Source organism: Pseudoalteromonas sp. 20-92, assembly GCF_030847595.1.
Lineage (GTDB): Bacteria > Pseudomonadota > Gammaproteobacteria > Enterobacterales > Alteromonadaceae > Pseudoalteromonas > Pseudoalteromonas fuliginea.
The window spans coordinates 1-20,851 of sequence record NZ_JANJGQ010000036.1; the positions used below are offsets into that span (position 1 = coordinate 1).

The 20,851-nt window shown below is 38.2% G+C and carries 14 protein-coding genes; 12 read left to right on the forward strand and 2 right to left on the reverse strand.

Going from position 1 to position 20,851, the window contains the following annotated elements:
• Positions 1-152: 152 nt before the first annotated feature.
• The gene (locus NRL14_RS19710) at positions 153-419 is read left to right on the forward strand and encodes a DksA/TraR family C4-type zinc finger protein (RefSeq protein WP_008137432.1); all 267 of its coding nucleotides are present in this window, start codon (positions 153-155) and stop codon (positions 417-419) included.
• A 292-nt stretch (positions 420-711) separates the two neighbouring features.
• Here NRL14_RS19710 and gloA read toward each other — a convergent pair whose 3' ends face one another.
• The gene (gloA, locus tag NRL14_RS19715; RefSeq protein ID WP_306725419.1) at positions 712-1,098 is read right to left on the reverse strand and encodes a lactoylglutathione lyase; all 387 of its coding nucleotides are present in this window, start codon (positions 1,096-1,098) and stop codon (positions 712-714) included.
• Between the two features lie 674 nt (positions 1,099-1,772).
• Here gloA and NRL14_RS19720 point away from each other — a divergent pair.
• From NRL14_RS19720 to NRL14_RS19770, 11 genes are all read left to right on the forward strand, one after another.
• Positions 1,773-2,651, forward strand: coding sequence for an NAD(P)-dependent oxidoreductase (locus NRL14_RS19720; RefSeq protein WP_002962960.1), 879 nt, complete (start codon positions 1,773-1,775; stop codon positions 2,649-2,651).
• 147 nt (positions 2,652-2,798) lie between these two features.
• Entirely contained in the window at positions 2,799-5,057 is a 2,259-nt protein-coding gene (locus tag NRL14_RS19725) for a polysaccharide lyase 6 family protein (protein WP_306725420.1), read from the forward strand.
• Between the two features lie 5 nt (positions 5,058-5,062).
• Positions 5,063-7,279: a heparinase II/III family protein gene (locus NRL14_RS19730; protein ID WP_306725421.1), complete on the forward strand. Its 2,217-nt coding sequence runs from the start codon at positions 5,063-5,065 to the stop codon at positions 7,277-7,279.
• A gap of 5 nt (positions 7,280-7,284) precedes the next feature.
• On the forward strand, positions 7,285-7,629 hold the full coding sequence (locus NRL14_RS19735; RefSeq protein ID WP_002962963.1) for a cupin domain-containing protein: 345 nt from the start codon (positions 7,285-7,287) through the stop codon (positions 7,627-7,629).
• A gap of 2 nt (positions 7,630-7,631) precedes the next feature.
• The gene (locus NRL14_RS19740; RefSeq protein ID WP_007378592.1) at positions 7,632-8,933 is read left to right on the forward strand and encodes an MFS transporter; all 1,302 of its coding nucleotides are present in this window, start codon (positions 7,632-7,634) and stop codon (positions 8,931-8,933) included.
• Positions 8,934-9,007: 74 nt separating this feature from the next.
• Positions 9,008-9,940 (forward strand): sugar kinase, encoded by a 933-nt coding sequence (locus tag NRL14_RS19745; RefSeq protein ID WP_306725422.1) that lies wholly within the window; start codon positions 9,008-9,010, stop codon positions 9,938-9,940.
• Between the two features lie 229 nt (positions 9,941-10,169).
• Positions 10,170-10,787, forward strand: coding sequence for a bifunctional 4-hydroxy-2-oxoglutarate aldolase/2-dehydro-3-deoxy-phosphogluconate aldolase (gene eda, locus NRL14_RS19750; protein ID WP_007378590.1), 618 nt, complete (start codon positions 10,170-10,172; stop codon positions 10,785-10,787).
• Between the two features lie 14 nt (positions 10,788-10,801).
• On the forward strand, positions 10,802-11,884 hold the full coding sequence (gene fbaA, locus NRL14_RS19755) for a class II fructose-bisphosphate aldolase (RefSeq protein WP_007378589.1): 1,083 nt from the start codon (positions 10,802-10,804) through the stop codon (positions 11,882-11,884).
• A complete protein-coding gene (locus NRL14_RS19760; RefSeq protein WP_096792784.1) occupies positions 11,881-12,843 on the forward strand; it encodes a class 1 fructose-bisphosphatase in 963 nt (320 codons plus the stop codon). Before fbaA ends, NRL14_RS19760 begins: the two co-directional genes overlap by 4 nt.
• Before the next feature lie 459 nt (positions 12,844-13,302).
• The gene (locus tag NRL14_RS19765; RefSeq protein ID WP_306725423.1) at positions 13,303-16,035 is read left to right on the forward strand and encodes a poly(beta-D-mannuronate) lyase; all 2,733 of its coding nucleotides are present in this window, start codon (positions 13,303-13,305) and stop codon (positions 16,033-16,035) included.
• Between the two features lie 385 nt (positions 16,036-16,420).
• Entirely contained in the window at positions 16,421-19,465 is a 3,045-nt protein-coding gene (locus NRL14_RS19770) for a TonB-dependent receptor (RefSeq protein WP_149613595.1), read from the forward strand.
• A gap of 288 nt (positions 19,466-19,753) precedes the next feature.
• Here the strand turns inward: NRL14_RS19770 and NRL14_RS19775 are convergent, their stop codons facing one another.
• Positions 19,754-20,494, reverse strand: coding sequence for a FadR/GntR family transcriptional regulator (locus NRL14_RS19775; protein ID WP_008137413.1), 741 nt, complete (start codon positions 20,492-20,494; stop codon positions 19,754-19,756).
• Positions 20,495-20,851: the final 357 nt, after the last annotated feature.

Here is a 20,851-nt window from a genome sequence, read left to right on the forward strand (position 1 = left end):
AAAATCCAAAAATCCAAAAATCCAAAAATCCAAAAATCCAAAAATCCAAAAATCCAAAAATCCAAAAATCCAAAAATCCAAAAATATTCAGTACTTATAAAGATTCAATTTGGTAGCATAAATTTAAACATCCAACTTTATTAGGAGGATTTATGGCAAGTGGATGGGCACGAGACGGTGCAATTCAAGATCAAATTGATGCAAGTGTTAACGACGCCGTGCAGTTTGCAAGAAGCAATTTAATATCTGGCGCAAGTGCAGAGCTATGTGATGAGTGTGATGAGAAAATCCCACAAGCGCGAAGGCTCGCGTTACCTGGAGTGCGTTATTGTGTTGCATGCCAAGCTGCAATAGAAGGTAATGATACTAGCGCTAAGTCGTTTAATAGACGTGGCAGTAAAGATAGTCAGCTGCGTTAAAAAGGTGCTGAAAAGCACCTTTTATTTAATACCAATCTAAATAAGTATTTGAAAATTTATAAAATTAAATCCCTCCATAGTTATACCAACCAGCATAAATCTTTGATCAATTTAACGAATTAAATTGCATTATAACGTCGTTGAAAATTTTCATTTAGAACAACTAGATACAAAAATTTTTGCCTAGTTCTAGCGTAATTTTCTTAACGTTAAATAGACCCCATATATAAGCAGACTAGCATTAAGCAAATTGTTATAACTTGAATTAGTTGGTAGGTAATTTAAGATTCACTCATATTTTTTTCTGAATTAACTCAATTGCATAACCATCAGGGTCTTTTACAAAAGCAATTTCAGTAGTACCACCTTTTACAGGCCCAGGTTCACGGCTTACATTGCCACCGGCAGCTTTAATATCAGCACATGCTTTGTAAATATCATCAAACTCAATAGCAATATGGCCATATCCATTACCAAGGTCGTAGCTATCTTCGCCCCAGTTATAAGTTAGTTCTAACACTGTGTTATCTACTTCATCGCCATATCCAACAAAAGCAAGCGTGTATCTGTATTCACTGTTATCGGCTCTGCGTAATTCCTTCATACCTAGTATTTCAGTATAAAAAGCAATTGATTTATTCAAATCGGCTACACGCAGCATAGTATGTAATAAGCGCATTTTTATTACCTTAGTTTCATTTATTAAGCTGTTATTTACTGCACAGTGTATGAGCTTTATGCGCTTTTGCAATAGATGAAGGCAAGCTAGGCAAATAAAATCGGTTGAGCTAATCCTGTTACAACATTTATTTATTGATTTACTTTATTTTTGTCTAATATAACAAGTTTAACAGTGAAAGTTTGATTATTGGTCAACCTGTGAATGGTTATGAAAACATTTAAATATTTATTGGAAATTATTGCTTGAAATATGGTTTTTATTAACCAAGTTGTTGTTATTAAGTAACTTAGTTGTTTTTGGTTTAATGCATTGTAAATTGACATGTTTTACAAAGTTAACTTATTGGTTGACAAAATTACTGTATGGTAATAAAGTTTTTGCATACCAATTGGTAACCTCTGTTTTGAGGGGGTTAAATATGTTGGTAAATTATCAGAGTAATACTTAGTCGTAGTTAATATATAACCAGTAATGTTTTAGCCAAATAAGACAACTTATTTATAGGTAGAGTTATTTTATATAGCAAAATTGCAGAACATAGATGGTTTATTTCATTAGCTTACTAAGGGTTACTCTACTGAATTAAAATAAAGACAGAGCGTACCTATTTTATGGGGTAAATCATTACTCATACTCATAAAAGTTTGCGCCATCATATCTAGGAGTTATTCATGTCAAAACCTGTTATTGGTTTCATTGGTCTAGGCCTTATGGGCGGCAATATGGCCGAAAATTTACAAAACAAAGGCTATGAGCTAATTGTTATGGACCTTAGTAAAGATGCGGTTGCAGCATGTGTTGCTCGAGGTGCAAAAACAGCAAGCACTGCAAAAGAGCTAGCTGAAGGTTCTGATATTGTTATGTTTTGTCTTACAACGTCTGCCGTTGTAGAAAAAATCGTTTACGCAGAAGACGGTATCCTAGCGGGCATTAAAGAAGGTGCAGTATTAGTTGATTTTGGTACTTCTATCCCATCATCTACGAAAAAAATTGGTGCTGATTTAGCAGCTAAAGGCGCAGGCATGATCGACGCGCCACTAGGTCGTACACCAGCACATGCTAAAGACGGTCTTTTAAACATTATGGCTGCAGGCGATATTGATACATTCAATAAAGTTAAACCAGTACTGGAAGATCAAGGTGAAAACGTTTTCCATCTTGGCGAGTTAGGTGCAGGTCATACAACTAAGCTAATCAACAACTTTATGGGCATGACGACAGTATGTGCTATGTCACAAGCATTTGCAGTGGCAGAGCTTGCTGGTGTTGACCGTCAACAACTTTTCGACATCATGTCGACTGGTCCATCTAACTCACCGTTTATGCAATTTTGTAAAAACTATGCAGTTGATAATGTTAGCGACCTTGGTTTCTCAATTGCTAACGCAAACAAAGATTTAGGCTACTTCCTACAAATGGTAGAAGACCTAGGTACTGAATCAAAAATCGCTGAAGGTTCATCAGCTAACCTACAAGCAGCGTTTGACGCTGGTATGGGTCAAGGTAACGTTCCTGAAATTTTTGATTACTTCAAAAAGTTAGAAAAGTAATACTTCTCGACCTTATTGAGCGCTTTAAGTTTTAACTTAAGGCGCTTTAACACACATGACACCAATTGACTAAAGTCTTTGTGCAATGTCAGCTTTTTTAAATTCTGATGAAGCATTACTTTCAGTCACAACGAAAAAGAGTTAACTATGCGTTTGATTAATACAATAAAGCTTAGTCTAGTTCTCATCGGTTGCATATCCACACAAATAGCGGCCAAAGATTATTTTATAGAAAGTAAACAAGCTTTTAATGATATCGCAGCCAATCTAGTTGCTGGCGACAAAGTAGTACTTAAAAATGGTACTTGGTCTGACTTCGAAATCCTACTTGAAGGCCAAGGTACAAAAAACTCTCCTATTATATTAACCGCTGAAACTAACGGAAAAGTAATTCTATCAGGTCAATCTAACCTAAGACTTGCAGGTAAATACCTTGAAGCCTCAGGTTTAGTATTTAAAGACGGCTACACACCGAGCTCAGCTGTAATAGAATTTCGTAAAAATAAAAATGAATTAGCCTACAATTCACGAGTTACTCAAACAGTAATCGATAATTACAGTAATCCAGACAAACGAGAGTCTGATTATTGGGTTGCCTTATATGGACAGCATAACCGCTTTGATCATAGTCATTTAGTTGGCAAACGAAATAAAGGTGTGACAGTTGCTGTTCGTTTAAACACTAAAGCAAGCCAGGAAAACTATCACCGCATAGACAACAACTATTTTGGCTACCGTCCTACTTTTGGTTCGAACGGTGGTGAAACCCTGCGTATTGGCACCAGCCACTACTCACTAACTGATTCGCATACATTGGTAGAAAATAACTATTTTGAACGTACCAATGGTGAAGTAGAAATTGTTTCGGTTAAATCAGGTAAAAACATCCTTCGTAATAACGTATTTTATGAAGCGCGCGGTACATTAACGCTGCGCCATGGTAATGGTAATCTTATAGAAGAAAATGTTTTTATTGGTAATGGTGTTGATCACACAGGTGGTATCCGCGTTATCAATAAAGATCAAATTGTAAGAAATAACTACCTACAAGGCCTAACAGGCTATCGTTTTGGCAGTGGTTTTACTGTGATGAACGGCGTACCAAATTCATCTATTAATCGTTATCACCAAGTAGAAAATGCGATGATTGAAAACAACACATTTATAAATGTGCGTCATATTCAACTTGCTGCAGGTAGCGATGCTGAGCGTAGCGCAACCCCTAAAAATAGCGTAATGAAAAACAACTTAATCATAAATCAAGATGGTGAACAGCCATTTACAACATTCGACGATGTAAGCGGGCTGGTACTAAGTAACAACATTGCAGATACAAAAGTGCTTTCTGAGCTAACGTACGGTGTAAAAAAAGAAAAAATCACGCTTGAAAAAGCAAGTAATGGTCTACTTTACCCAACATTTAAAAGTTTAAATGTAGGTGCAAAGCGCGATTTAAAAGTACTTAAAAAAGAAGATACCGGTGTTAGCTGGTATGCAAAAGTACCTGCTTTAGTTGATTTTGATTCTGGTAAGACACATTCTGTTAAAGCTGATGTAAGTGCATTACTAGACGCTATTGATAATGCAGAGTCTGGCGATGTTCTAGAACTAGCGCCTGGCCAATATGATGTTTCTAAACTGGTTAAAATTGATAAAACGTTGACAATTAAAGCGAAGCAGAACGCAAAGTCTAAACTTACTTTTCAACGCTCTACCTTGTTTGAAATACACGATGGCGGCAGCTTAAAACTAGATGGTTTATCAATTTCAGGTGAAAACGCGCCAGATGCAATAGGTAACAGCATTGTTCGTACGCAAAAATGGGGTATGGTTGATAATTACCGCTTTGTAATGACCAACTCACAGTTAAATGCTTTAGATATTAATCATTCATTCCATTTCTTTATCACTGGTAAAGGTGCAATGGCTGACGAAATTATTGTTACAGGTAATACCTTTAATGCAGTAACTGGCGATATTTTACGTTTAAATACTGAAATTGAAGACTTAGGTGTTTATAACGCGGAATACGTTATTGTCAATAATAATACATTTAATGATGTAAAAGGCGGCATAGTTAAGCTTTACCGTGGTGGTTCTGATGAAAGTACATTTGGCCCCCATTTTGAAATGACAAATAACACGCTTAATAACGTCGGCCTTGGTAAGCGTAACAAAGAGCAAGCGAGCATTTATGTTCACGGTGTTCAGGTTACTAATATCAAAGATAATAAATTTGTTAAATCTGCTCCTATTGTTGTAGAGCACACAGTAGGCGAGCCTAAAACTGAAATCTCAGACAATATATTTGATGCAACTAAAGCACCAAGTGTTAAAGAACTAAGAGTTAAAGGCCCACACACGGCAGTATTAAAAAACAACAACATTTTAAATAAGGCAGGGTAAATACTATGTACTTATTAAAATGCCAAACAGGTTTTAAAATAGCCGCTGTAGCTGCACTTACATTACTAACATCATTGGGGGCGCATGCAGCGCACCCAAACTTAGTAATTACTACTGATGATGTTAAGCAAATGCGCCAAGCAATTAGTAGCAACGGTAGCACAAAGTTTGCTACTGCGTTTGAATCGCTAAAAGCGCAAGTTGATGAACAAATTGCACAGCCTATAACTGTACCCGTTCCAAAAGACGGTGGTGGTGGTTATACACATGAGCGCCACAAAAAAAATTACCAACTTATGTATAACGCGGGCATTATTTATCAATTAAGCCAAGATGATAAATACGCAAACTATGTACGTGATATGTTGCTTGAGTATGCAAAATTATACCCAACGCTTGGTCTGCATCCAAAACGTAAAATGGACTCGCAAAATCCAGGTAAGTTTTTTTGGCAAAGCCTAAATGAAGCAATGTGGCTTGTGTACACAATACAAGCTTATGATCTAATTCATGACTCGTTAAATGCCGATAACATTAAAACAATCGAGAATGACTTACTCCGTCCTGTTTCGTTGTTCACATCTGTAGGCCAACCCTCTACATTTAATAAAGTACATAACCATGGAACATGGGCAACAGCGGGTGTTGGCATGGCAGGGTATGTATTAGGCGAATCTGAGTGGGTAGAAAAATCATTATACGATTTAGAAAAGTCGGGTAAAGGTGGCTTTATCAAGCAGCTAGAGATGCTGTTTTCACCACAAGGTTACTATAACGAAGGTCCTTACTATCAACGCTTTGCACTATTACCCTTTGTAACGTTTGCTAAAGCGATTGAAAACAACGAACCACAACGAAAAATATTTGAATATCGCGATGGCATATTATTAAAAGCGATTGATACGACGATTCAACTTAGCTACAACGGTTTGTTTTTCCCAATTAACGATGCAATAAAAAGTAAAGGTATCGATACCATTGAGTTAGTTAATGGTGTAACGGCAGCATATGGCTTAACCAACGATGCGGGTTATTTAGATATTGCTAAGCAACAAGACCAAATAATTCTCTCTGGTGATGGACTAAAAGTAGCTCAAGCACTTGATAACAACATGGCAAAACCTTATTCGTTTAAATCTATTGTCTTCGGCGATGGTAATGACGGTAAACAAGGTGCTCTAGTTGTAATGAGAACGCAGATAGGTGGCGATCAAGCTCTACTATTTAAACCTGCTGCACAAGGCTTAGGTCACGGTCATTTTGATAAACTAACATGGCAATTTTACGACCACGGTAATGAAATTGTATCTGATTATGGCGCAGCACGTTTTTTAAATGTAGAAGCTAAATACGGCGGTCGTTATTTACCTGAAAACGAAACTTACGCCAAACACACTGTTGCGCACAATACGGTAGTGGTTGACGAAACAACGCATTTTAATGCAAATGTTGAAGTAGGAAATAGTAATTACCCTACACTTAACTTTTTCGAAACAAATGAATACGGCACGATTTCAAGCGGCGAAATAAGCACAGCTTATAACGGCGTTGATCTTGAGCGTACGCTTGCACTTATTAACTTACCTGAACTACAAAGCACAGTTGCACTTGATATATTTGATGTTGCTGCAAATAAAGCGTATCAACTTGACCTGCCTTTGCATTATAAAGGTCAGCTTATCGATACCAGCTTTGAGTTAAAAGCAAATGCAACACAACTGTCTGCGCTAGGTACTAAAAATGGCTACCAACATCTATGGCTTAAAGCTCAAGCGCAACCTCAAAGTGGTTTAGCTAAAGTAACGTGGCTAAACGAAAATGGTCGCTTTTATACGCAAACGAGCTTGGTTAAAGGTGATGAGTCTTTCTTGTTTACTCAAATAGGCGCAAATGACCCTCACTTTAATTTACGCAACGAAAACGGTTTTATTCGTCGTGTTGAGGGTCAAAAGCAACATAAGTTTATATCTGTATTAGAGCCACATGGTGAGTACAACCCAAGTAAAGAATATACCCTAGAAGCTGTTAGTCGAGTTACAAAGCTTGAATATAGTCAGCAGGGCGATTTAACACTTGTTGAACTTGATATTAAAGGCAACTCATATTTAGTGGCAATTAATAAAGCACCAACATCAGCTAAAAACACATTCAATTATCAAAATAAAGAGTTCACTTTAAATGGCCGATTAGGCGTTTATATGATGAACAATAATCAGGAGTAAATAGGATGCAAAAGCAAAGCGCAAACTTTTCATTTGGTAACGAGACCGAAATAGAAGACTTAGGAAATGGTCTAAAACGTCAAATGCTAGGTTATAACGAAGAGCTAATGGCTGTTAAAATTTGGTTTGAGAAAGGGGCTATTGGTTATAACCATGCTCACAGACATTCTCAAGTAACGTATGTTGTTGAAGGTGAGTTTCACTTTAACATTGATGGCGTAACTAAAATCTTAAAACCGGGTGATAGCTGCTTAATCCCACCATTTGCTGATCATGGAGCTACCTGTCCAACAGGCGGAATCCTGATTGATACTTTTAGCCCAGCGCGTGAAGACTTTCTTGAGGATTAATTATGCAACTTAAAGGCTTACGTTGGTGGGTTATAGCGCTAATTGCGCTAGCTACCATTATTAACTATATAGACCGCCAAGCACTTAGTGTGCTTTGGCCGGACATTGTTGAAGATTTATTTCCTGATGAATCAGCGCTAGAACGCAAACAAATATACGCTAATATTTCAATTGTGTTTGTATTTGCTTATGCATTTGGTCAAGCCATATTTGGTAAAATATTTGACTGGGTAGGCACACGCTTCGGTTTTGTACTGTCAATAGGTGTTTGGTCTATTGCAACCGTTGCGCATGCATTTGCACAAGGTGTACTTAGTCTTAGTATTTTTCGCGCAATCTTAGGTGTAGCAGAAGCCGGTAATTGGCCAGGTGCAGCTAAAGGTAACGCAGAATGGTTCCCTACTAAAGAACGTGCTTTAGCACAGGGTATCTTCAACTCTGGCGCCGCAATTGGCGGTATTATTGCTATTCCTTTAATTGCTTATTTAACTATCTACTTTAGCTGGCAAATGGTGTTTGTTTTTGTGGGCGTATTAGGTTTTCTTTGGTTAGTGCCTTGGTTAATTTTAGTTAAAGCGCCGCCTAGCTCTCATCCTTGGCTTACAGCTGAAGAACGTGAATACATTTTAACAGGTCAAAGACGTGTTGATGATAATGGCGATGTAACAGGCGAAGAAGAATATAATCCTTCAACTGCTGAGTTACTTTCTCGTAAGCAAAGCTGGGGTGTAATCATTGCCTCTGCCGCAATTGACCCAATTTGGTGGTTATTTGTTTTTTGGATCCCTATTTACCTAAACGAAGTATACGGCATGGATGTTAAATCTATTGGTATATATGGTTGGGTACCTTATGTTGGCGCTATGTTTGGTGCTTGGTTTGGTGGCTTATTGGCACAAAACAGGCTTAAAGCCGGTTGGAATACAGATAAAACACGTAAGTTAACTATTACGCTAGGTTGTTTAATTATGCTACCAGCGTTACTTGCGATGGCCAATCCTGGCGGACCAACGACAGCGGTGCTTATTATGGCTGTTATTTTATTTGGTTTTCAAACTGCAATTGGTAATGTGCAAACACTACCAAGTGATTTGTTAGGCAAAAAAGCGGTAGGTACATTATCAGGTTTTTCTGGTATGGCGGCAAAACTTGGTGCTGTAGGCCTTACATCGCTTGTGCCTATTCTTACTGCTGATGGTAACTACACACCAGCATTTGTAATTGGTGCTTCTTTAGCCATCATTGCAATGGCAGCTGTTTGGATTTTAATTCCAAAAATAGAACCTCTTAAAAAGCCTCAATAATCTAGATAATAACTGCTATGCCAGCATATTTTGTATAAGTGCATAGCAGTTAACTACATAGGGTAACTTCCAAGATGAAAAATATTTACTTTATCGGTGAATGCATGGTCGAGCTTAGAGCTATGAGCGCGGCAACACTGCACCAATCATTTGCAGGCGATGTTTATAATTCTGCAGTGTATTTAAAACGTTGCTTCCCGCAGGTTACTACTTCGGTTGTTACGGCTTTAGGTCAAGATAATTTAAGTAAAAAAATGCTAGAACGCTTTGAGAGTGAACAAATAAATACGCAACTTGTATTTGCTCACGACACCAAAGTACCTGGTATGTACTACATAGAAACTGATGAGCATGGTGAGCGTAGCTTTATTTATTGGCGCAATGATTCTGCAGCTAAAAAGGTTGTTGATTTTTTAGATGCTGATGCACTCGAGCAGCTTAGCCAAGGTGATATGTTTTTCTTTTCAGGAATTTCATTAGCAATAATTGAAGAAAGTGCACGTGAGCATTTTTGGAAAGTTGTAAAGCAGCTTAAAGATGCTGGGGTTAAAATAGTTTTTGATCCTAACTACAGAGCGCGTTTGTGGAATAGTGTAGAGGAAACTAAAGAGCAATATCATTTAGCTTTTACGCTTGCAGATATTACCCTACCTGGCGTTGAAGATTTAACAACACTTTATGACGTACATAGCGTAGAAGCAGTTGTTGAATATTTAAAGCCTTACCAAATTGAAGAAATTGTTGTTAAAAATGGCCCTGAATCGGTAGTGACAAAAGAGGGCGATACGCTTCAAAGCCACACTATAATACCGGTAACAAATGTTGTAGATACGACATCCGCAGGCGATGCTTTTAACGGTGTTTACTTAGGTGCTCGTTTATCTGATAAACCAATTTCGAGTGCTGTACAACTTGCTGCAAAAGCAGCAGGTGCTGTTATACAACAGCCAGGTGCTATTGCTCCAAAAGATATATTTCAGCTAGCAATGGCTGAAGCTGGCATCTGATACCAATTATATTAAAAACATGATCACCTTAGCGTATTAAATAACTCACTAACTACGTTAAAAATTATTTATATAGAGCAACTATGTATCATAATTTTAGCCTTGTTATTGAGCTATTTTCTTGTCGCTATAATAGCTCATTAATTTAATGCAATTGGTATAACAAAATAATCAAACATTAAAGGCCGTTATACCTCGGCCGCATTACTTTTTATAAAGGAACAACGTTATGACTCGCTTTTCTGAACTTATGTCAGGACAAACACTGCTACCTATAATTCAAGCTGATACGCCAGAGCAAGGTGTTCAAATAGCAAAAGCCATGGCTAACGCGGGCCTTACTCTAGTTGAAGTAGTACTAAGAACAGAGGCATCAATAGAGGCATTAAAAGCTATTAAAGCACAAGTGCCTGAACTAAAAGTAGGTGCGGGTACAGTCATAAATACTGATATTTTAGAGCAAGCACTTGAAGCGGGTTCTGACTTTATTGTAACGCCAGCGGTGTCTCCTGCATTACTTACAGCGCTTGCTAAATGTAATGTACCGGTACTTCCTGGTGTATCAAACACCGGTGATATTTTAATGGCGCTTGAATATGGCTTTGAAGAGCAAAAATTATTCCCGGCTTCGCTTGCCGGTGGAGCACCTTTTGTATCAGCTGTGTCGTCAGTATTTAGAGCAGTCAGCTTTTGTCCTACAGGTGGTGTTAGCGAAAGTAACAAAATGGACTATCTTTCTTTAAATAATGTATTCGCCGTTGGCGGTACTTGGATAGCGAAAAAAGAATGGGTTGAACAAGAAAATTGGCAAGCAATTACCGATTCTTGTATCCAAGCTTTAAAGTAGAAAGGATCTGATAAATGAATTATTTAGCCCCAACAATACTGCCAGGCGTAATCGTTGGCGACGAAGTAAGTGCTGTGTATGAACACGCACGTACTAACCAATATGCGTTACCAGCGGTAAATGTTGTTAGTACAACATCTATAAATGCGACGCTAGAAGCTGCTAAAAAGAAAAACTCGCCCGTTATTATTCAGCTTTCTAATGGTGGAGCTCAATTTTTTTGTGGTAAAAGCTTATCCTTACCAGAGCAACAATCAGCAGTGCTTGGGGCGGTAAGTGCTGCAAGATATGTACATTCCGTTGCAGCACATTATGAAGTGGCAGTGATGCTTCATACTGATCATGCAGCTAAAAAGCTACTACCTTGGATTGATGGTTTGCTTGATGAAGGTGAGAGACACTTTGAACTGACTGGCAAACCACTGTTTAGCTCGCATATGATTGATCTGTCAGAAGAGCCTTTAGAAGAAAATATCGAAATTTGCGAACGTTACTTAATGCGTATGGCAAAAATAGGTATGACGCTAGAGATTGAGCTTGGCTGCACGGGCGGCGAAGAAGACGGTGTTGATAACTCACACTTAGATAGTTCTGCTTTATATACTCAACCTGAAGATGTTGCATTTGCTTACGAGCGTTTAAGTCGTATTAGCCCTAACTTTATAATAGCGGCATCTTTTGGCAATGTTCATGGTGTATATAAACCGGGTAACGTTGTTCTTACGCCAACTATTTTAAAAGATTCACAAGCTTACGTATCAGAAAAATTTAATCTACCAAGCAACTCAATTAACTTTGTATTTCATGGTGGTAGTGGTTCTGAGTACAGTAAAATTGCAGAGTCTTTAACCTATGGCGTAGTGAAGATGAATATTGATACCGATACGCAGTGGGCGTGTTGGACAGGTATTTTAGATTACTACAAAGACAAGCAAGCATACCTACAAGGGCAAATTGGTAACCCTGACGGGGATGATAAGCCAAACAAAAAATATTACGACCCTCGCGTATGGCTGCGTCATTCAGAGCAAAGTATGGTTGCAAGGCTAGAGCAATGCTTTGACGATCTAAATTGTGTAAATAGGTATAGCGTATGAAAAGATTAAATACAGTATTGAAAGAAGACGGTGTAAATACCGACCTTATTTTACTTATTCGCACAATTTTAGCGACCAGTAAAGAGATAGCTTTTCGAGTAAGCCAAGGTGAATTAGCCGGTGTTTTAGGTTCAACATTGAATGAAAACGTTCAAGGTGAAGTTCAAAAAAAGCTTGATGTAATCGCAAATCAACTACTTAAAGACATCCTACTTGACGATAGCAGCGTACGAGCAGTTGCATCAGAGGAAGAAGATCATGCGGTAGGTGGCCATCCTGAAGGTCAATTTATTGTTGCTTTTGACCCGCTAGATGGCTCTTCTAATATTGATGTTAATGGGCAAATAGGCACTATATTTACTATTTACTTAGCCCGTGATGATGTTCCTTTTGACAGCGACGAGCAATTTAGTCAGCCTGGTATAAATCAAGTATGTGCAGGTTATGTGTTATACGGCCCTTCATCATTACTTGTAATGAGCACTGGCGGGCCAACACGTTGTTATACATTAGACTCAACACACGGCGGTTACTTACTGACAAATAAGCAGTTAAGTGTGCCAGAGCAAAGTCGTGAATTTGCCGTTAATATGGCTAACTACCGTTACTGGGACGAACCAACACAAGTGTATTTTGATAAATTGCTATACACCTGTGAAAACTTCGAAAAAAGCTCAATCCGTTGGAATGCAGCGATGGTCGGCGACGTTCATCGTATTTTATGCCGAGGCGGTTTATTTTTGTATCCACAGGATAAACGTATCGGTAACGATAACGGAAAAATAAGACTGCTTTATGAAGCAAATCCGTTAGCACTTTTAGTTGAAAACGCAGGTGGCAAAGCAACCTCTAGAGGAGCGCGAATTTTAGATATTGCGCCAACTAGCTTGCATCAACGTGTGCCTGTTGCTTTAGGCTCGAATGAACCTGTGGAATTTTATAATAGCGCTATGTTATAAAACAGCACTCAACAAAAAAGGGGCAAGAAAATTGCCCTTTTTTTACCCTTATTTTTCATTTTCTTTGTAAATAATCCTTTCTATGCAAATTCACTGCATTTCTTAATTTTTTATAGTCTTCAAGTAAGAATACTTCACATATTAAATAAATCTTATTTACTTAATCCCGAGTAAAACCAATTTTTTACTCTAGGGTTATGTATTTTCCTAGTAATTATGCACGATTGAATTCAATTTTTGACTAGAAATAACAGCGTAGGGTTAACTGTATGTTCATTTATTGTTATTTAATTCGGTGGGTATAGTGGAAAAAGTTATTTTATTATGGTTATATTACCAAGTTGGTTAACAATCCATTTGCAATTTAGATGGGTTTGGTAATAAGCGCACGATTTATTTGGTAACACACACAATAGATAGCCAAATATTAAAACTATAAATTTGGAGAATAGAGCCACCATGAAATTAAAACACTTTGCACTATGCGCTATTGCGATGGCAATAGTTGGTTGTGACACAGATTCAAACAATAATGACAACAACTTGGGCTCTATTGCTCTAACCGGAACAGTAACAAGTGGGCAAACATTAACAACGGCCGTTAGTGACCCAGATGGGATATCGGGTGAAATTACATATTTTTGGTATGCAGATGGGCAAGCTATTGAAGGGGCTAAAAGTTCATCATTTACATTAACGGATGACCAAATCGGCTTATCTATTACTGCACAAGCACTTTATACCGATGATGATGGCATTAATGAATCACATATCACAGAACCAACCGCAGATGTTGCCGCAATTGCATTCCCTGCAAGCTTAACCATTACGGGTGACGCGCTAGTTGGTTCGCAACTAACTGCCAATGTAGCTGACGAAAATGGTTTTGATGGCGATACAGTAACTTATAAATGGTTTGCGGATGATGTAGAAATTGCAGATGAAGTACTTTCAACGCTCACGTTGACAGACGCACAATTTGGTACGGTTATTACTGTTAGTGCATCTTTTGAAGATGATCGTGGGTTTGCTGAATCTGTTACTTCAGCCAGTACAGAGGTTGTAGCACGAACAAACTCAGAGGGTGAAGTGATAATTAGCGGCACGCCAACTGTTGGAAACACATTAACAGCAGAAATTAATGATACCGATGGAGCATCAGGAGATATTACTTATCAATGGCTTGCTGACGCACAAGAGATAGATGGCGCAATAGAGAGCACCTTTGCAGTTGATGCATCACTTTTAGGTCAAAAAATAAGTGTGCAAGTTGCTTATACAGATGATAATGGATTTATCGAGGATAATACATCAGAGGAAACAATTGCTGTTTCTGCTGTTGCGGTTGACGAAGCCGGTAGCGTAGCCATTATGGGAGTAGTGCCTTATTTAACAAGTGGTGAGTTAACCGCTGAGATAACTGATAACAACGGTGTTCAAGAGGCTAACGTTACTTATACTTGGTCTGCTGATGGCGTTGAAATAGCTGGCAGCAATAGTAAAACATTCACACCTTCTGCTTACGCAGGCTCAATAATGTCAGTTACAGCTACGTATACAGACAACGATGGCTTTGCAAGTAGCGCTACAAACTCACTTGACACAGTGGTTTACACACAATTAGTTAGTAACCCCGAAGCACTCCTTGGTGCTATAAGTGGCGGTTTAGCTGATGGCGATGTTATTGGCTTAAACACCGGTGTTTATGCTGATATGGACGCAATTTTATTAACCAGTGCAGTAACGCTGCGCGCTGTAGAAGGGCAGAATCCGGTACTTAGCGGGGAAGTATGTGTACATGTTGCCAACGGCGTTGACGGCGCTGCATTAACAGGGCTTACCTTTAAAAACATAGACACTAAAGCGGGTGCATTTTGTGAAACCGAAGAAGAAACTGTAATTTACTCAGAGGGCGATAACTTTATATTTTCACAAAATACGATGGATGGAGAAGACACTTCACTTAATAACGCTAAATACAATTGGATAGTGTTAAAAGGTAAAGGCGCACTAGTGGAACGAAACACGTTTACTAACCGAAATACGGTAGAAGAAGGCTCTGTGATTAAAATGTCATCTTCAAGCTCTGATCACACTATTCAGTATAATTTATTCAGTAATAGTAATAATCCAAACTTTGCTGAATCAAGCTTACACCTAATTAATGCGGGTAATACAACGGGCGCTGACGCGGCAGAAAACGCTAATTTTACTATTCAATACAACAGGATAGAAAACTTTGTAACAGGGCGTCGTTTAATCAAAGTGCAAACATCTGGTGCAACTATCAAAGGCAATACAATTGTAAATCCTAATGGCGGTATTTCATTAGAAGATGGAGGATTCAACAGTGTCACAGATAATGTGATTATTCGTACTACGGATATTGCTAGCTCAGATGATAGACCGAGCGGTGTGTTAATTACACCACTTGGACATACCGTTAGTAATAACTATATTGCAGGTATTCGCTCTGATAATAAAGAAGCGGGTGGCATAGTGTTTACAGCTAATCCCTTTTCGCAAGACGATGGCGGCGTACCAAAGTCAGGAAATCAAGCAGTGCTAAATGCTGCTGGTGACTTTACACTTAACGTTAAGAACAATACGGTATTAAACTCTCAACAACCCATAGTGTTCAGTACTGAGATCGGCTCTAAAGCACCAGCAAGTGATTGTGATGAGTTAACCGCAGTGAATGCGCCAGTGCTATATGGTCTAACCAAAAATGCGTTTGTTATCAACTTTGATGGAAATTTAATTGCAAACGGTTTAGGTGATCAATCTAGTAGCGATACAATTGCCAGTAGTGCATTAACACAAGGTTTATTTTACCCATATACACTTAGTAGTGACCATGCTTTTGAATATGACTGCGACTTAATTAATCATACTTCATCGGTATTAAGTAACAACTTTGGTTATACGGATAGTCGAGTATCAGGTGATGCAAGCGGCGACTGGGTTGAAATCAGAAAACTAAACGGTAATGGTGCATTTGATACTGATGGAGCTATCGACCAAGACCCGGCAACTAATAATAAAGAAGTGCTAGAGTATGTTACAGCAACAAGTACGTTAATAGAAACATCACCAACTGGTGCGCAGGTTTTGGCTGGTGCTAGAGGCCTTCATTATATTCAAACTTCAGAAGTGGGTGTTGGATCTACTTGGAAAATACAAAACGATTAATTTGTAGTAAAACGTTTAATCGGTGTTTTGATTAAAAACTTACTAATTTTTTAGCCCCAATTTTGGGGCTTTTTATTTCCTCCCAAATACCCCCTCAAATCTGCGCAGCAGGTAAATTGACTCCCAATAGATAGACACGCCCAGACGCATGTTGCGTTTATAAGCAAATATTTTATTCGTAATACTTGTATCAACAACCTATTTTACCCCTTGGTAATGCCTATAAAATAGAATTGGTCTTAACACTGGTAATATTTAAGTGTTAAATTGGTTGATCAAGTGGCTTCAGTTGAGTATATTAAATACAGGATTCACATTCTATCTACACAAGCATAACAAGCGACACATAACTAAAACACACTACAACAACCAACGGAGAATTTTAATGTCGTTGAAGTCAGAAAATAATAATTCGATAGCGGGACCATTTGTACTAAGTCCAATAGCAAAATGGGTAAGAACAGCGGTAATTGCTGGTATGGCTGGTTCTTGTGCACTTACTGCGCAAGCTCAGGAAGCTGAAAAAAAGGTTACTGAAGTTGAACCTGATGTTGAAATCATTAGCGTTACAGGTACACGTAAAACAATACAAGATCAGATTGCAATTAAACGTGAGTCTACCACTGTAGTTGATGGCCTTTCATCAGAAGACATTGGTGATTTACCTGCACTGTCTATCGGTGAAGCGCTGGAATCAATTACAGGTGCTGCATCTCACCGTGAAAATGGTGGCGCAACAGAGATTACTATTCGTGGTCTTGGACCATTTTTAAGTGCCACTCATATCAATGGCCGTGAAGCAACCAATGGTGGTGGTGACCGCTCAGTTAACTTTTCACAGTTTCCATCAGAGCTCGTAAAAAAAGTAGCTATCTATAAAACGCAAGATGCATCAATGATTGAAGGTGGTGTTGCAGGTGTTATTGCTCTTGAAACCGTAACCCCTCTTGATTTTGGTAAGCAACGCGTATCAGGGGAAGTTAAATTAAACTATAACCCTGATGAAAGTAATGTAGAAAACTCATTACAAAGCGATTTAGGTTATCGTGGTACGTTTAGTTATGTGGACCAGTTTGAATTTGATAACGGCCAAGCCGTTGGTGTGTCTTTTGGTGTACAGCGCCAAGATATTAGCCAACCAGAAGCTGAATATAGAAGCTCAAGCCCGTCAGGCTCTTCATTATGGGCGTGTTTAAATGATCCTAATAATACCAATGAAGGTTTTTATCGTAGCAGCGCTGGTGACTGTGAAGATCAGGTCGGTGGCGAAAAATTAAAAAACCAAGGCTATGATACAGATATTGATTCTGAAACCGGTAAAGCAAAAAGTGATGGTACGCCTTATGCGTGGACTGGCAGTAGTCGCAGTTTTCGTCAAAATGAAACATCGGATGAGCGTGACGCAGTATTTTTTGCATTGCAATACCAGCCTTCAGATGCGTGGGATATTAATTTTGATACGCAAATTTCAGACAGGACACAAAAAGAAGCGCGCCATGATTTAATTTTTTTACAAAAACGCGCAACACCAGGTATTACTGGCCCCACACTTGTTACTAACGATGTAGGTGGTATTTTACATTGGGAAGGCGAAGAGCGAATTGAATCAGCGGGTGAGCAATTTTCTCGTGAAGAGAACTACCAAGGTTATGGTTTAAACATTGAGCACAATGTAACTGACCGATTAACGGTTAATCTTGATTTAGCGTATTCAAAAACAGATCGTGAAGAACTACAAATTTCAAACCGCGGTAGAACATCGGATCGTAATTTCTTCTCTTGGGATTTGGGCGATGAAATTCCTCATTTCACATTAACGGATTTTGATGTTACAGATATTTCTAATTTTACTGACAGTTTAAGAACACGTTTAGATCGTGAGAATGTTCGCGAAAATGTAATAAAATCAGCGCGTTTAGATTTTGATTATGAATTAGATAGTGGCATATTCACTAAAATTGAAGGTGGAATTAGAACATCTGAGCTTTCTTTCATACAATTCGGTGGCAGCCAAGGTAATGGTTCAAGAAACGAATACACAGTAGGTGACGATACAGCACTTGAGATTCTGCAAGGCTGTCAAATTGACTTCCCTGAATCAGACTTTTTATCAAGCGTGTCTGATGGCAACATTGTAACTAATGTTGATAGTGATGGTAACGTTATTGGTTCAGGTACAGGTGCTTCGTGGGCAACCTACGACAACGTCTGTTTTTCTCAAGCAGTTGCAGCAACTGATGCCGATTACAACGGTGTGTTCGCCTATCCTGACGTTGAATACCAAAATACTGGTACTGTCGATGTAACGGAAAAAACCACTTCAGCGTATTTAATGGCTAGTTACGATACAGAGATGTTTGGTAAATTTATACGTGGTAACTTTGGCCTTCGTGTAGTAGATACTGAAGTAACATCTGTTGGCTTCAGAACAGATTATTCTGTTGGTACGGATGCAGACACTGGATTTCTTGAATTGGTATCAGATTCTACAACACTTGATAAAATTCAAAGCGGCTCTAGTTATACCAAATATTTGCCTAGCTTTAACTTAGTTGTAGATTATAGCGAAGATATATTATTGCGTGCGGGTATTTACCGTGGTATGTCTCGCGCAGACCCGTCAGATTTGAGCTTTAACCGTGAATTTTCAACGAACAGTAACGATGATGGTGCAGCCACTTCACTTTCTGATTTAGTCGTAGGTGTAAACGGTTCTGGTAACCCTGCCACTCAGCCATTAATGTCATGGAACTATGATGCGGCGGTGGAATGGTATCCGAATGAAGATTCGATTGTAGCGTTTAGTCTATATTACAAACAGTTCCAAGGCGGTTTTGAAAAACAAACTATTTTAGAAGAGTTTATAATAGATGGCGAAAGTATATCTCTGCCTATTACTAACTCTGTTACATCAGACGATGACAGCGAAATAGTCGGTCTTGAAGCTTCGTTTTCTTACCGCTGGGATAATGGCTTAGGTGTAAAGTTTGGTTATAACTTCGCTGACACTGATTTTGAATTTGAAGATAGCTTATACGGTGATACATTCACTACTGACCTTGATGGTAATACAACACAATTAACGGAAGGTATTATTGAGCCAGGTTCAGTTCCTGGTTTTTCTAAGCATGTATTTAGTAGTCAACTTTACTACCAAATTGGCGACTTCGATACTGCGGTTATTTACAAATACCGTAGTGAGTATTTCCAACCTTATACAAGTAATGGTACTCGTTTACGCTATGTTGACGCTGTAGGTGTGTGGGAAATGCGTGCATCGTATAAAATCAATGAACACTTTAGAATCAAAGCTGAGGCAATTAACTTATTTAGTGCACCTAAATCACAAGACTTCTTTGTTGAAGATAATTTAGGTGAAGTGAATGATTATGGCCCACGTTTATTCTTAGGCATGAGCTTTAAACTTTAAACTTTAAACTATAAAGTTAAAAATAGAAAAGGCGGTTTACCGCCTTTTTTCTATTTTTATCATCTAAAGCTAGGTGAGTTTGTGTATTAACTAAGCTGAACTCTGGTTAAGAGATTTATTATACCAATCTGCTTATATATGGGTCTATTTAACGTTAAAAAATTACGCTGAACTAGGCAAAATTTTTGTATCTTGCTCTAAATTAAAACTTTTAACGACGTTATAGCGCAATTTAATTCGTTAACTTGCTCAAATATTTATGCAAGTTGGTATTATTCAGAGTTCAGGTTATTTAGTTAAGTGAGAAATTGAATAAAGCCCACGAGTTTCATCTGTTTTTCGTCTTACTTCTTCCAATGCTTTAGCTTCACTTGCTTCAAATAATGCATTGATCAATCTATTAAAGTGATTATGCATCGCCTTTCTTGCGGCGGATGGGTTTCGATCAGCTATTGCATCATAGATAGTGGTGTGCTCAGCCAAACGCTGATTTATATTTTGCGAACAAACACCTTGGTGAGCTAATAATATTTGTGGTTCTGAGCGTCGTAACTTCCAAAAGTTATTAATGGTAAGTGCTAGCGCTTTATTACGAGTTGCTTGTGCGATAATTTCATGGAAAAGTTGATCTGCTTCATCAGCTTTGTCAGAAAATTCCATGTCTATTAGTGTTTGCTTAAGTGCTTGTAGCTCACTATCTGAAATTTTAGAGGCCGCTAGAGCTGCAGCTTCCGATTCTACTAATGCGCGTGCCTGAGTTAGTTCAAATGCACTTATTGGGGGAGTTAAAGACGCTGTTTTTTTACTACTAGTAACAAATACACCCGATCCAGTTTTTACTTCAACGCGCTTTCTAACTTCCAGCGCAATAATAGCTTCACGAATAGTAGGGCGACTAACATCGTAAACTTCTGCCATTTCACGCTCTGCAGGCAAACGGCCACCTACTGGATAAATACCTTGATCAATTAAGGCTTCTAGTTTTTCTACAACCATCCAGAAACGTCTGCGCTTTTTAACATTTTGCATTACTTAATCTCTCAAAGTGGGGAGGTTTTGTTAACTTTAAACTCAAATTTTATGCTGCTTACAACGTAAAGAAACACAGTTAAAGCTTGGCATAATTAATTTTTATTATAAATACGAAATTTTAGTAGTCAAAATAATAAGTATTAGTCTAACTGTAAGCCAAGGAATTATCTTATTTTTCTTTTAAAACAGAGCATAAGCTAATTTACGATTTTTTGTTATTGATAAAACTTTATTTTATGGCGTTTTGTCTTTAAATTCACATAAATCGTATAATCCGACAACAATCTTGCTTACAGGCAAGAGGGTGTATGGTAAGTACAATACTCATCAGTGTTGTATATAAGCTGGTTAATA

What these genes read in the sequence shown, in the direction of transcription:
- gloA (WP_306725419.1), bottom strand. Translation starts at nt 1,098, where the DNA reads ATGCGCTTATTACATACTATGCTGCGTGTAGCCGATTTGAATAAATCA.
- NRL14_RS19745 (WP_306725422.1), top strand. Translation starts at nt 9,008, where the DNA reads ATGAAAAATATTTACTTTATCGGTGAATGCATGGTCGAGCTTAGAGCT.
- NRL14_RS19720 (WP_002962960.1), top strand. Translation starts at nt 1,773, where the DNA reads ATGTCAAAACCTGTTATTGGTTTCATTGGTCTAGGCCTTATGGGCGGC.
- NRL14_RS19730 (WP_306725421.1), top strand. Translation starts at nt 5,063, where the DNA reads ATGTACTTATTAAAATGCCAAACAGGTTTTAAAATAGCCGCTGTAGCT.
- NRL14_RS19760 (WP_096792784.1), top strand. Translation starts at nt 11,881, where the DNA reads ATGAAAAGATTAAATACAGTATTGAAAGAAGACGGTGTAAATACCGAC.
- NRL14_RS19735 (WP_002962963.1), top strand. Translation starts at nt 7,285, where the DNA reads ATGCAAAAGCAAAGCGCAAACTTTTCATTTGGTAACGAGACCGAAATA.
- NRL14_RS19725 (WP_306725420.1), top strand. Translation starts at nt 2,799, where the DNA reads ATGCGTTTGATTAATACAATAAAGCTTAGTCTAGTTCTCATCGGTTGC.
- NRL14_RS19740 (WP_007378592.1), top strand. Translation starts at nt 7,632, where the DNA reads ATGCAACTTAAAGGCTTACGTTGGTGGGTTATAGCGCTAATTGCGCTA.
- NRL14_RS19770 (WP_149613595.1), top strand. Translation starts at nt 16,421, where the DNA reads ATGTCGTTGAAGTCAGAAAATAATAATTCGATAGCGGGACCATTTGTA.
- NRL14_RS19775 (WP_008137413.1), bottom strand. Translation starts at nt 20,494, where the DNA reads ATGCAAAATGTTAAAAAGCGCAGACGTTTCTGGATGGTTGTAGAAAAA.
- fbaA (WP_007378589.1), top strand. Translation starts at nt 10,802, where the DNA reads ATGAATTATTTAGCCCCAACAATACTGCCAGGCGTAATCGTTGGCGAC.
- eda (WP_007378590.1), top strand. Translation starts at nt 10,170, where the DNA reads ATGACTCGCTTTTCTGAACTTATGTCAGGACAAACACTGCTACCTATA.
- NRL14_RS19710 (WP_008137432.1), top strand. Translation starts at nt 153, where the DNA reads ATGGCAAGTGGATGGGCACGAGACGGTGCAATTCAAGATCAAATTGAT.
- NRL14_RS19765 (WP_306725423.1), top strand. Translation starts at nt 13,303, where the DNA reads ATGAAATTAAAACACTTTGCACTATGCGCTATTGCGATGGCAATAGTT.